Here is a 12,227-nt window from a genome sequence, read left to right as displayed (position 1 = left end):
CCTTACACAAATGTGATTAAATTATATTTCGTCTAAACGCCGGTTTTGAATTAATCATGCAAAACACGCCAATTCCGCTGCCTGAACTCGATGATCTGGACCGGCGCATTCTTGAACAGTTACAAGAAGACAGCTCGCTGACCAACCAGGATCTGGCCGCGCGGGTGCACGCGTCGCCCCCGACCTGCCTGCGGCGGGTGCGGCGGTTGGTGGAAGAAGGGGTGATAGATCGCCAAGTGGCGATCCTGTCGGCCGAGAAGCTGGGCAGCACGCTGACGGCAATCGTGGAGATCACGCTGGACGTGCAGGCCGCCGAGAGCCTGGACGCGTTCGAGGAAAGCATGCTGACGGAGCCTGCGGTGCTGCAGTGCTACCGCGTATCGCCGGGTCCGGACTTTGTGGTGATCGCGCAGGTGAAGGACATGCCGGCGTACCACGCGCTGGTGCATCGGGCGTTCACGGCGCAGGCCAACGTGCGCAACGTGCGCACGTTTTTTTCGGTGCATCGCGCCAAGTTCGAGACGCGGATCGATGTGCGGGGTTGAGGCTTCGAAAGCGGCAGCCGATGCCGCCTACTTCCGCCCCACCAACCGCTCAAACTGCGCCAGATACCGGTTTCCCATCTTTTGCACGTCATGTTCATTGCGCACGTACTCATAAGCACGTTCGGTGACCTCATGCCGAAACGCCGCGTCATCCAGGCAACGCGCCATGCCGGCTGCCATGGCTTGATGGTCGCCCACGGCGCATAGCACGCCGCGGCCGTCGGCCAGGCTTTCCTTCAGGCCGCCGGCGTCGGTGGACACGACCGGCACGCGTTGCAGGAAGGCATCGAGCACGCTGCTGCCCAGCGCTTCTTCCTCGGAGCTCATGACGAAGACGTCGAGGATGCTGTAGAAGTCCTCCACACCCTTTCTAAAGCCGGCAAAGCGGTAGACGTCTTCGATGCCCAGCTTGCGGGCCTCGTCCTTGGCCTGCTGTTCGCGGTCGCCGCCGGCGCCGAAATGCAGGAAGACGAAGTCGCGGCGCGTCCTGGCCAGTTCGCCAACGGCGCGCACCAGCGTGACGGGGTCCTTGTCGCGGATGAGGGCGGCGGAGGTCGCCATGACCTTCTTGCCCTCAAGGTCGAACTCGCGCACCAGGTTGGCGACGTTCTCGGCGTTGATCTGATGGGGTTCGACGGCGCTGCGGATGATGACGGGCTCGATGCCCAGGCGGCGCGGTTCGCCCGCGGCCATCTCGCTGATGGCGACGAAGAGGTCCGTGTGGCGCCACTTGTAGCCGGTCTTCCATTCGTCGCCCGGCTTGACCACAAACGACGTGCGGCGCGAGAACACCACCGGCCGGCGGTGCAGCCACTTGGTCAGCACGGCCCACGTGATGGTGTTGGCGGTCTGCGCGTGGATGATGTCGTAGCGGCCGGCGCCGGCCAGAAACGCAAGCTGTCCGGGCACGTTGCGCACGGTGTGGGCGACGAATCCTTCCTGGCGGGCGCGCTCGGCCAGCGGCGCGCCTTCGCGGCACATCACTTCGACGTCATGGCCGGCCTTGCGGAAGGCGCGCATGCAGTACAGCGTCTGGCGTTCGCCGCCGCGCCAGCCTTTCTCGAAGTTCAGTTGCAGGATCTTCATGCGCGGCCGATGCCCGAGTACTCGAAGCCCAGGCTGCGCACGTCGGCCGGCGTGTACAGGTTGCGGCCGTCGATGATGAGCGGCGTCTTGAGCAGCGCCTTGACGCGATCGAAGTCGGGCGCGCGAAAGACCTTCCATTCGGTGGCGATGAGCAGCGCGTCCGCGCCGTCCAGCGCGTCGTACATGTCGGTGGCGAAGCTGACGCCTTGGTGGCCGGCCAGCACTCGGCCGGCTTCGTTCATGGCCACCGGATCGTAGGCGCGCACCTCGGCGCCGCGGCGGGTGAGTTCGGCGATGGCGGTCAGGCTGGGGGCCTCGCGCATGTCGTCGGTGTTGGGCTTGAAGGACAGGCCCCACAAGGCGATCTTGCGGCCGCTCAGGTCTTCGCCAAAGCGCTCGACCAGTTTTTCGGACAGGCGGAATTTCTGCGCGTGGTTCGCGGCTTCGGCGGCTTCGATGACGCGCATCGGCAGGCCGTGTTCGGACGCGGTGTTGACCAGCGCCTGGACGTCCTTCGGGAAGCACGAGCCGCCGTAGCCCGCGCCGGGATACAGGAAGTGATAGCCGATGCGCGGATCGGCGCCGATGCCGCGGCGCACCTGTTCGACGTCGGCTCCCAGGACTTCGGCCAGGTTCGCCATTTCGTTCATGAACGAGATGCGCGTGGCCAGCATGGCGTTGGCGGCGTACTTGGTCAGCTCGGCGGAGCGCACGTCCATCACCATCAGGCGGTCGTGCGTGCGCTGGAAGGGCTCGTAGATGCGGCGCATGACGCCGATCGTGTAGTCGTCGTCGGCGCCGACGATCACGCGGTCCGGGCTCATGAAGTCGTTGATGGCCGCGCCTTCCTTCAGGAATTCCGGATTGGACGCCACCGTGAACGGCAACTCCACGCCGCGCTCGGCCAGTTCCTTGGCGACCACGGCGCGCACCTTGTCGGCCGTGCCGACGGGCACCGTGGACTTGTCCACGATCAGCTTGCGCGAGGTCATGTGGCGCGCGATGTTCTGCGCGGCAGCCAGCACGTATTTGAGATCGGCGGAACCGTCTTCGCCGGGCGGGGTGCCCACGGCGATGAACTGGACGTCGCCGAACGTCACGCTCTGCGCGACGTCATCGGTGAAGTGCAGGCGGCCGGCCTGCACGTTGCGGCGCACCAGGTCTTCGAGACCCGGCTCGTAAATGGGGATGCCGCCCTGGCGCAGCAGCGCGATCTTGGCCGCGTCCACGTCCAGACACATGACATCGTTGCCCATGTCGGCCAGGCACGCTCCCGACACCAATCCTACGTAACCGGTACCCACGACCGTGATTTTCATGCCTGTGCGCCTTCAAATAGGTAATCTTTGCGCCCGGAAAGTGAAACCGGGCGCCGGCCGCCATTATAGAAGCGGCCCGCGCCCGGCGGTCCGAGCGGGTTCCTGGCGGCAGTGGCGGCTGTCAGACCCTTAGCTTGTTGAAGCGGACGGTGTTGACCACCACGGCCAGCGCCGCGCACACCGTGCCCAGCACCAACGCCAGCCCCGGCCCGTGGGCCGCGCTGACGCTGAAGGCGATGGCCACCAGCGCCGTGCCGAAGCTCTGCCCGAAAACACGGGTCGTAGCCTGCAGGCCGCCCGCCGCGCCGCTGCGCAGCCGGGGTGCGGCAGAGAGCAGCGCGCGGTTGTTCGGCGTCTGGAAAAAGCCGAAGCCCACGCCCGCCACGAACATGCCGGCGATGACGGGCCAGTTCGACACCGTGGACGGCAATAGCGCCAGCCACAGCATTCCCACGACCATCGTGGCCGCGCCGATGCCGCTCAAGGTGGCGGCGGAATAGCGGTCGGACAGGCGTCCGGCCAGCGGCGCGATGATGGCCGTGCCGACGGGCCACGCGCCCATCAGCATGCCCACTTCCAGATAAGGCCGGCCGAGCACCTGCTGGAAGTAGAACGGCAGCGACACATACGAGGCCATCTGCGCCGCGAAGGTGCAGGCCGAGGCGCCCACCGCGAACGCGAGCGGCCGGATGCGCAGCAGGTCCACGGGCACCAGCGGTGCGGTCTGCTGGCTGGCGCGGCGCACCAGCACAATACCCGCCACTGCCGAGATCGCGACCAGCCCGATGCCGCGCAGCAGGTCCTCGCCCATCATGTCCACGCCGGAGATGAACACGCCCAGCGTTGCCATGCAGAGCAGCGCGCTGATCCAGTCCAGCTTCACATCGTTGCGCGGCACTTCGGGCAGATGGCGCAGGCCAAACATGGCAAGCGCGCAGATCGGCAGGTTGACGGCAAAGATCCACGGCCACGGCGCGACGGACAGAATCGCCGAGCCGATGGTCGGACCGAGCACCGACATCACCGCCACCGTGGTGGCGTTGATGCTGATGCCCCGCCCCAGCATCTTGAGCGGATAGATGTTGCGCACCAGGCCGCCGAACATGCACATGAGCGTGGCGGCGCCCAAGCCCTGGAACACGCGCGCGGCGGTCAATTGCCACAGCGTGCCGGCCAGCGCGCAGCCCAGCGAGGCCAGCGTGAACAGCACCAGCCCGAACGTGAACATGCGGCGAAAGCCGATGCGCTCGGCCAGCGCGGACAGCGGCAACAGCGCCATCACGACGGCCAGGTTGTAGGCATTGACGATCCAGACCGCCTGGGCGGGCAGCGCGTCGAGATCCTTGGCGATCGTGGGCAGCGCCACGTTGGCGATGGTGGTGTCCAGCACCGACAGGCTGATGCCCGTCATCACGGTGGCCGCCGCCCAGTACCGGCGCGGCGCCGGCAGGCCGTCGGGCGGCGCGGGCTTGGCCCCGCCCCCCGCGGCCGCTTCCTGTTCCTGCGTCACGACTTCTTTACCGGGCGCTGCCATCCGTCAACGGTGACCTGCTTGGAACGCGACACCGTCAGCTTCTCGGCCGGAGCATCGCGCGTGAGGGTGGTGCCGGCGCCCAGCGTGGCGCCGCGGCCGACGCGCACGGGCGCGACGAGCTGCGTGTCCGAGCCGATGAAGGCGTCGTCTTCGATGACGGTGCGGTGCTTGTTCACGCCGTCGTAGTTGCAGGTGATGGTGCCCGCGCCCACGTTCACGCGCGCGCCGATGTCGGCGTCGCCGATGTAGGCAAGGTGATTCGCCTTGCTGTCCGCGCCCAGCACGCTTTTCTTGATCTCGACAAAGTTGCCGACGTGGCTGCGGTCGCCCAGTTCGGCGCCGGGACGCAGGCGGGCGTAGGGACCCACGCGCGCATCGCGGCCGACTACGGCCTGCTGCAGGTGGCTGAAGGCTTCGATCTGCGTGCCCGCGCCGACGCTGACGTCGCGCAGCACGCAATGCGGACCGACGCGCACGCCGTCGGCCAGCGAGACCTGGCCTTCGAACACGCAGCCCACGTCGATGAACACGTCGCGACCGCAGGTAAGCGTGCCACGCACGTCAAAGCGCGCCGGGTCGGCCAGCGTGACGCCGGCTTCGAGCTGGCGGCGGGCCTGCTCGGCCTGCCAGCGGCGCTCCAGTTCGGCCTGCTGCACGCGGCTGTTCACGCCCAGCGTTTCCCAGCCGGCGCCCGGCTGGGCCGCGCCCACGGGCACTTCGTCGACGACGGCCAGCCCGACCACGTCGGTCAGGTAGTACTCGCCCTGGGCGTTGTTGTTGTCGATGCGGGTCAGCCAGTTCTTCAGCTTCGCGGTCGGCGCGCTGAGGATGCCGGTGTTCACTTCCTTGATCGCGCGCTCGGCGTCGGACGCGTCCTTATGTTCGACGATGCGGCACACGTTGCCGTTGGCGTCGCGCACGATGCGGCCATAGCCGGTGGAATCGGCCAGCACTTCGGTCAGCACGGCGGCGCCCTGGCCGCGCGCGTCCAGCAGGCGCTGCAGCGTTTCCGGCTGCACCAGCGGCACGTCGCCGTACAGCACCAGCGTGACGTCGTCCTTGCCGTCGCCTTCCAGCAGCAGCGGCACGGCCTGTTGCACGGCGTGACCCGTGCCGTGTTGCGGTTGCTGCAGCACGAAGTGCAGATCGGGCTGGCCTTCGAACGCCTGCTTGACGCGATCCGCGCCATGGCCGACCACCACGATGATGCGCGCGGGCTTCAGTTGGCGGGCGCTATCCAGCACGTGCGACAGCATGGGTTTGCCGGCCAGCGTGTGCAGCACTTTGGGAAGATCGGACTGCATGCGTTTACCCAGTCCGGCGGCAAGAATCACAACATTAAGCATAGGTTCCAGTAGGTTGAGAGACGGGCGGAGGGCCTTGCGGCCCACCCGCGTGTCGATTGAAGGATGGGTTCAGGGCTTGCCGTCGGCAGGCCCGTTTTTCTTGGCGGTCTTGGCCGTGCGCTTGGCGGCGGCCGGCTTGCGCGCGGCGGCGGGTTTGGCGGACGGCTTTCCGGTTGTGGCGTGCGGCTCGGCCGACGCCTTGGGACTCGCGGGTTCGGCCTTGGTCTTTGCGGCGCCCGCAGCGCCCGGTGCCTCTGGCGTCGCGGCCGGCATGGACGCAGCGGTAGCCGCTGCGATCTGATTGAACTGCTGCTGCAGCAGGTCCCACCAGGCCTTGGACGCCGACTGCGCCGCGGCGCCCATCTGTTCGCTCATGGCAGCGGCCGATTCCGGCCCGGTTCCGGCCGATGCGTCCGCGCCTTCCGGCTTGGCGCCGGACTGCGCGCTGACGCTTTCCTTTTCAGCTGCTGCGGTCGCATTGCCGGACGGCGCAGAACCCGCGGAAGATCCCGCCGACTTCGGTGCGGGCTTCAACCCCAGCACGACTTCCAGCGGCGACGGCGCGGCGCCGTCCTGGGTTGCGCCCATGTCCATGCGCGATGCGCTGTCCACGAAGGCGCGCAAGGTGCTGATGGTGGAGCGCTGCACTTCCATGCCCTGGATGGTGCTGGAGAGCATGCTCAGATTCATGCGCAGCCAGTTTTCCACCGAGCGGAGTTCGGCGATGCGGCGGTCCAGGTCTTCAAGATTCATCGGCGGCGCCATGGGCAGGCTGCTGGCGAGGCCGCCGGGTCCGGTCAACCCGGCCCACGCCTGGCGCATCATCTCCATGCTGGCCAGCAGCGGATTGCCCGACAGATCAGAGCTCTGGCCCATGCCGGGCAGGACGAACGGGTTGTTGTATTGGTCGCTCATTCCAGGTCTCTCCATAGTCGGGTGCTTGCTGCCGGCGGCCGGGGATCACCCGGGTAGCAGCTGATTGTTCTCCACGCGCACGTGGTCGCCGGAGGCGAACGCGAACGGCTGCGCGCTGCGGAACTGGCGCGTGCTGCCGTCATTCATGCGCACCGTGAGCTCATAGTGCGTCACTGTTTGTTGCTGTCTGATATTACGCTCAACTTCACGGCCTGCCAAAGCGCCGCCGACCGCGCCCAGCACCGTCAGCGCCGTCTTGCCGTTGCCTCCGCCAAACTGATTACCCACAACGCCGCCGGCCACGCCGCCCGCGATGGTGCCGACCAGATGATTGCTGTCGTCCTTGGTGGGCACCTGCACCTGACGGATGGTCTGGACCACGCCGCAGGTCGCACACGCCTGCTGCGCGGGCGCTGCGGCCGGACGCTGGGGCTGAGCGGGCTGGGATTGCTGTGCCTGATGCATCTGACCGGCGGGCCTGCCCGCGCCCGGCGGGGCGGTGTTCGCGGCGGCGGCGGGTTCAGCAGCCGGCGCCGGCGCCAGGTTGGCGTCCTCGGGCCCGGCCTCGGCCACGGCGGCCTCCGCGTGCGGATTGGCCGACGGCGACGGCAGCCAGCCCAGCACGGCGGCCACGCCCACCGAACACATGACGATGACGGCGATCGCCGCGGCGGCAAGCAGCGGATGCAGGCCGCGGCGCGGCGACGCGGTAGAGGTCGAAGTATTCATGACGATGCTCCATCGTAACTAACCGGCAGTGGTATAGCACCCGCGCGCGGTTTCGGCATGTTGCGATGGTGACCCTTCATTGCAGGGCAGATGGAGGGTGGACAGGGTGGGGCATTCGTGGACAATAGGCCCATGGATTCGATCACGCTGACCCAACTGGAACAGGCAATCAACTACTGGCGCAACACGTCGCCCTCGGTGGGAGAAGAGTCGCGCCTGTGCCCCGAAGCAGCCGCGTTGGCCACCCCGTATGCGCTGATGATCATCAGCCATCAGCGCGAAATCGCCGCCACGGAACTCGGCGATAAAGCGCGCGCGGCGCTGGCGGCCTGGGCGGCCGCAAAGGTCTGAGCAGGCCGGCGGTCAGGCTGGCCTAAACCGCAATCAACCCCGCAGTTATCCCTTCAGCAGCGCCTGGATGTCATGCGTCAGGGCATCGACCCCGACGTTATTGTTGACCAGCACGCGCGATTCGCCCTTGCCGTCCAGCAGGTAGAACGCGGCCGTGTGGTCCATCGTGTAGTTGCCGTCCTTGGTGGGCGCCTTCGCGTAGTACGCCTTGAACGATGCCGCGGCCTTCTTCACTTGATCGGGCGTGCCGGTCAACCCCAGAAAGCGCGGATCAAACGCCGTGACGTACTGCTTGAGCACCTCGGGCGTATCGCGCTCCGGGTCCACCGAGATCAGCAGCACCTGCACGCGATCGGCGTCCGGACCCAGCTTCTTCATGACTTCGGTCAGTTCTGCCAGCGCCGTGGGACACACGTCTGGACACTGCGTGAAACCGAAGAACACGACCACGACCTTGCCGGAAAAGTCCGACAGCTGGCGCATCTTGCCGTTGTGATCGGGCAGCTCCATGGCGCGGCCCAATTGCGTGCCGCTGATGTCGCTGCCCTTGAAAACGGGTTTGCTCTCGCCGCAAGCAGCCAGAGCGGCGGCGACAGCGGCGGCTGCGCCCAGTCGCAGGGCCAGCCGGCGGCTGGCGGAAAACACGGACATCAACAACCTCCAGGGGATCAGCGCAACAGGCCGACCCAGTGGTCCACCAGCAGCGCGCCAAACAGCAACGCCAGGTAGAGAATGGAAAAACGGAACATGCTGCGGGCCAGCTCGTCGCTGTACGCGCGGTACAGGCGCCAGGCGTAGGACACGAACATGCCGCCCAGCACCAGGGCCGACAGCAGGTAGAGTTCGCCGCTCATGCGGATGGCGTAGGGCAACAGCGTGGTCGCCATCAGCGCCAGGCTATACAGCAGGATGTGCAGGCGGGTGAACTGGTTGCCGTGCGTCACCGGCAGCATGGGCAGGCCAGCCTTGGCGTAATCGTGATTGCGATAGAGCGCCAGCGCCCAGAAGTGCGGCGGGGTCCAGATGAAGATGATGAGGACCAGCACCCAGGCCTCGGCCGGCACCGAGTCCGCGACGGCGGCCCAGCCAAGCGCGGGCGGCATCGCGCCCGACAGGCCGCCGATCACGATGTTCTGCGGCGTGCGCGGCTTGAGGATGATGGTGTAGATGATGGCGTAGCCCACGAACGTGGCGAACGTCAGCCACATGGTCAGCGGGTTGACCATGTTGTAGAGCACGAACATGCCGGCGCCGCCCAACAGGCCCGACAGGCTCAGCACCTGGAATGCCGAAATGGTGCCGCGCGCCGTGGCCCGGCGTGCGGTGCGCAGCATGCGGGCGTCGACTTCCTGTTCGATCAGACAGTTGATGGCAAAGGCGGCAGCGGCCAACAGCCAGATGCCGATCGTGCCAAACAGCACACGGCGCATATCGGGGATGCCGGGCGCCGCGAGGAACATGCCGATCACGGCGCAAAACACCGCCAGCTGCGTGACGCGCGGCTTGGTGAGAACGAGGTACTGGCGGAGCAATCCGGATTGAGGAGCGGCAAGACTGGTCATAGTGGACCTCATTTTAAACGCGCACCAAATTGGGGTCGTACCGCCCCACCGGCTCGCGGCCGGCCGACGCCAGCCGCACCATCAACACCACCGCCGACAGCGTCAGGCCCGCGGCGCCCCCATTGTGCAGCACGGCGATCAGCAGCGGCCACTGGAAGAAGATGGTGGTCAGTCCCGTGAAGAGTTGCGCGGCCAGAAGGGCCAGCATCAGCGTGGCCGGGCCACGCAGGCCGGGCTCGGCCGCGCGCAGCCGCCACGCCAGGATGCCCAGATAGACGAAGACCACGAAGGCGAAGTTGCGATGCACCCAGTGGATCGCCGTCAGCGCGGGCTGCGAGATCATTTCGCCGGAGGGCAGTTCGCCCAGCCCCCGGATGACGGAATAGCCGCCGTGGAAGTCCATTTCCGGCACCCACTGCCCGTGGCAGGTGGGAAAGTCCATGCAGGCCAGCGCCGCGTAGTTGGTGCTGACCCAGCCGCCCAAGGTGACCTGCACCAGCAGCAATCCGAAGCCGACCGCCACCCAGGGCTTCCATCGCACCGCCTCGGCGCTGACCGGCAGGTGCGGACGCTCGCGCGAAGACAGCCAGGTCATCAGTGCCAGCACCGACAGGCCGAAGACCAGATGGGCCGTCACGACGGCGGGCATGAGCTTGTGGGTCACGGTCCAGGCGCCGAACGCGCCCTGCACGCACACGGCGACCAGCGTCGTGATGGCCAGCGCGGGCGAGCGGCCCAGTTCGCGGCGATAGCGCCACGCCATGTAGACGATGCCGATGATGAGCATGCCCAGGATGGCGCCGACGTAGCGGTGGATCATCTCGATCCAGGCCTTGGACAGCGTCACCGGCCCGAAGGGCATGGCCTGCGAGGCCTCGTGGATGTCGCCCATCGCGCCGATCGGCGTGACGCTGCCGTAGCAGCCGGGCCAGTCCGGACAGCCCAGGCCGGAGTCCGTCAGGCGCACGAAGGCGCCGAACATGATGAGGTCCAGCGTCAGGAACCAGGTAAAGAAGACGAGCTTGCGATAACGCGCTTTGATGCGTTCCATATTCAAAATCAAAAACCTACATTCAACCAATGCGCGAGTTATAGACGAGCTTGCTGATGTCCTTGCGCACCCGCACGCCATCCGCCTCGGCGGGATACTGCATCATCAGATTGCCCAGCGGATCGATCACCCAGATCGGATCCTGCAGGCCGGGCTGGCCGGCGGCCGTGTCGCGCGCCAAGAGGAAACGCGCCAGCTGATCGGGATCCACGCGCACCATCACCGTGCCCTTGTAGGCTTCCAGCACCTTGTCCGGCACCACCGCGTCATCCGTGATGAACCAGACGCGCGCCAGGCGATCCACGTTCTTGCCCTGGCTGGCGTGGCTGTTGCGCGTGATGAAGAGCTTGCGCGCGCAGCTTTCGGGGCAGGCCGCGCCGTCGGCGGCCACCAGCAGCCACTTGCCCTTCAGGCTTTCCAGATCGAAGGGCTTGCCGTCCAGCGTGGTCAGGCGCAGTTCGGACGCCGCGGGCATGGGCCGTTGCGGCGTCAGCAGCGTACCGTAATTGCTGGAATCGGTGGGCCACCACTGCGGGTTCATGTAGACCACGAACGCCGCGACGATGGGCGCCAGCGAGCACAGGAACACCAGCACCATGGGCGTCAGCGAACGCTTGACTGCAGGCTTGTTGGTTGGAATGTCGCGAGCCACTTTTTATCCTGGAATAGCGTTGGTCATCTGCGCGCACGCATGCGCGCCTGGGCCTGCTGGTCCACGCGCTGGCGCGTGCGGCGAATGGCGCCCCCCAGCACCACCAGCCATGCAATGGCGGCGATCGCGCCAAAAGCGAACCACTGTACCGCGTACGACGTGTTCTGCTGGAAATCGACCGAGGGCTGCGGCCAGTCGCGCACCAGGCCTTCATCGGCCTGGCCGCTTTGGCTGAGCACCGTGGGCAGGAGATTCAGTCCGGTCGCGCGGGCGTAGGCGTCAAGCGGCAGGTTCTGCACCTGCGGCACGGCGCCGCCCGCCACCGGCAGCGCCGCGGGCAGCGTCGAGGTTTCCGCGCCGCTGAGCGACCACAGCTCGAACATGCGCGGCACGCGCACCGACAATTCGCCTTGCACGGTCTGCACGCCCTCGGGCGTCACCGGCAGTTGCGGCTCGCCCTGGCCCTGAATGACGCGCGGCAGCCAGCCCCGCAGCACCAGCACCGCGCGGTTCGTAGCCGCGTCCAGCAGCAACGGCGTGGCCAGCCAGTAGCCCGGCCGGCCGTCATGGTTGCGATTGTCCAGCAGTACACTGAATTGCGGCAGCCACGTGCCATTCGCCTGTGCCACGCGCCACGCCGTCATGTCGGCGGGCGGCGTTGACGGCGTCAGCGCCAGCGGCGCTTGCTTGCGGCCCGCTTCGATCGAGGCCAGAATGGCGCGTCGCTCATCGCTGCGGCGCAACTGCCATTGCCCCAGCGACACCAGAACCATCACGGCGAGGCCAAGCAGCAGTAAGGCGGCTACCGTGTAGCGGGTGGAATGCGGTCGGGACATCTGTCGTTGCTGAATCTGAATAGTCGGGAGACCACAATGCGCGTTTTCGTCGTTCTGGCCTTCATCGGGATACTGGCCAGTCTGGCATCCGCCCTGGTCTACCTGATGCGGGACAAAGGTACCACCAACCGCACGGTCAACGCGCTGACGGTCCGCATCGGCCTGTCGGTCGCCCTGTTCCTGTTCGTGCTGTTCGCCCATCACATGGGCTGGATCGAAAGCACCGGTTTTAGATAGGCTGCGCGGGTCCCGGTTCCCCGGTTGTACGCCGTACCCGCCGGCGCATCCCTCCAAATGGCCT

The 12,227-nt window shown here is 66.8% G+C and carries 14 protein-coding genes; 3 read left to right on the top strand and 11 right to left on the bottom strand.

The features are described 5' to 3' along the window. Nucleotides 1-56 precede the first annotated feature (56 nt). The gene (locus RT697_RS03880) at nt 57-545 is read left to right on the top strand and encodes an Lrp/AsnC family transcriptional regulator (RefSeq protein ID WP_313697060.1); all 489 of its coding nucleotides are present in this window, start codon (nt 57-59) and stop codon (nt 543-545) included. 27 nt (nt 546-572) lie between these two features. Here the strand turns inward: RT697_RS03880 and RT697_RS03875 are convergent, their stop codons facing one another. The 6 genes from RT697_RS03875 to RT697_RS03850 all read right to left on the bottom strand — a co-directional run bounded on the left by RT697_RS03875 (nt 573) and on the right by RT697_RS03850 (nt 7,474). Next, the gene (locus RT697_RS03875; protein ID WP_313697059.1) at nt 573-1,631 is read right to left on the bottom strand and encodes a glycosyltransferase family 4 protein; all 1,059 of its coding nucleotides are present in this window, start codon (nt 1,629-1,631) and stop codon (nt 573-575) included. Further along, entirely contained in the window at nt 1,628-2,950 is a 1,323-nt protein-coding gene (locus RT697_RS03870) for a UDP-glucose/GDP-mannose dehydrogenase family protein (RefSeq protein ID WP_313697058.1), read from the bottom strand. Before RT697_RS03870 ends, RT697_RS03875 begins: the two co-directional genes overlap by 4 nt. A 121-nt stretch (nt 2,951-3,071) precedes the next feature. Beyond that, nucleotides 3,072-4,460: an MFS transporter gene (locus tag RT697_RS03865; RefSeq protein WP_313697057.1), complete on the bottom strand. Its 1,389-nt coding sequence runs from the start codon at nt 4,458-4,460 to the stop codon at nt 3,072-3,074. Beyond that, nucleotides 4,457-5,830 carry a bifunctional UDP-N-acetylglucosamine diphosphorylase/glucosamine-1-phosphate N-acetyltransferase GlmU gene (gene glmU, locus RT697_RS03860; RefSeq protein ID WP_313697056.1) on the bottom strand — a complete coding sequence of 458 codons (1,374 nt, stop codon included), beginning with the start codon at nt 5,828-5,830 and terminating at the stop codon, nt 4,457-4,459. The genes RT697_RS03865 and glmU overlap by 4 nt, the downstream gene beginning before the upstream one ends. A 69-nt stretch (nt 5,831-5,899) precedes the next feature. Further along, nucleotides 5,900-6,745 carry a PhaM family polyhydroxyalkanoate granule multifunctional regulatory protein gene (locus tag RT697_RS03855; protein WP_313697055.1) on the bottom strand — a complete coding sequence of 282 codons (846 nt, stop codon included), beginning with the start codon at nt 6,743-6,745 and terminating at the stop codon, nt 5,900-5,902. Nucleotides 6,746-6,790: 45 nt separating this feature from the next. Beyond that, nucleotides 6,791-7,474: a glycine zipper 2TM domain-containing protein gene (locus tag RT697_RS03850; protein WP_313697054.1), complete on the bottom strand. Its 684-nt coding sequence runs from the start codon at nt 7,472-7,474 to the stop codon at nt 6,791-6,793. A gap of 132 nt (nt 7,475-7,606) precedes the next feature. Here RT697_RS03850 and RT697_RS03845 point away from each other — a divergent pair, with 132 nt between their 5' ends. Further along, a complete protein-coding gene (locus RT697_RS03845; protein ID WP_313697053.1) occupies nt 7,607-7,825 on the top strand; it encodes a DUF3717 domain-containing protein in 219 nt (72 codons plus the stop codon). Between the two features lie 45 nt (nt 7,826-7,870). Here RT697_RS03845 and RT697_RS03840 read toward each other — a convergent pair whose 3' ends face one another. The 5 genes from RT697_RS03840 to RT697_RS03820 all read right to left on the bottom strand — a co-directional run bounded on the left by RT697_RS03840 (nt 7,871) and on the right by RT697_RS03820 (nt 11,926). Then, on the bottom strand, nt 7,871-8,476 hold the full coding sequence (locus tag RT697_RS03840) for an SCO family protein (protein WP_313697052.1): 606 nt from the start codon (nt 8,474-8,476) through the stop codon (nt 7,871-7,873). Nucleotides 8,477-8,493: 17 nt separating this feature from the next. Beyond that, nucleotides 8,494-9,387 (bottom strand): heme o synthase, encoded by an 894-nt coding sequence (gene cyoE, locus RT697_RS03835; protein WP_175123882.1) that lies wholly within the window; start codon nt 9,385-9,387, stop codon nt 8,494-8,496. A 13-nt stretch (nt 9,388-9,400) separates the two neighbouring features. Then, nucleotides 9,401-10,438 carry a COX15/CtaA family protein gene (locus tag RT697_RS03830; protein ID WP_313697051.1) on the bottom strand — a complete coding sequence of 346 codons (1,038 nt, stop codon included), beginning with the start codon at nt 10,436-10,438 and terminating at the stop codon, nt 9,401-9,403. A gap of 22 nt (nt 10,439-10,460) precedes the next feature. Then, the gene (locus tag RT697_RS03825) at nt 10,461-11,036 is read right to left on the bottom strand and encodes a hypothetical protein (RefSeq protein WP_312437670.1); all 576 of its coding nucleotides are present in this window, start codon (nt 11,034-11,036) and stop codon (nt 10,461-10,463) included. 77 nt (nt 11,037-11,113) lie between these two features. Next, entirely contained in the window at nt 11,114-11,926 is an 813-nt protein-coding gene (locus RT697_RS03820; protein ID WP_313697050.1) for an SURF1 family protein, read from the bottom strand. 36 nt (nt 11,927-11,962) lie between these two features. Between RT697_RS03820 and RT697_RS03815 the strand changes: the two genes are divergently transcribed. Continuing rightward, a complete protein-coding gene (locus RT697_RS03815; protein WP_105236947.1) occupies nt 11,963-12,163 on the top strand; it encodes a twin transmembrane helix small protein in 201 nt (66 codons plus the stop codon). Nucleotides 12,164-12,227 lie beyond the last annotated feature (64 nt).

This window comes from Achromobacter sp. (assembly GCF_032113835.1).
Taxonomy (GTDB): Bacteria; Pseudomonadota; Gammaproteobacteria; order Burkholderiales; family Burkholderiaceae_B; genus Achromobacter.
The sequence above is the reverse complement of the archived record's forward strand: the minus strand, read 5'-3'. Positions and strand labels throughout refer to the sequence as shown.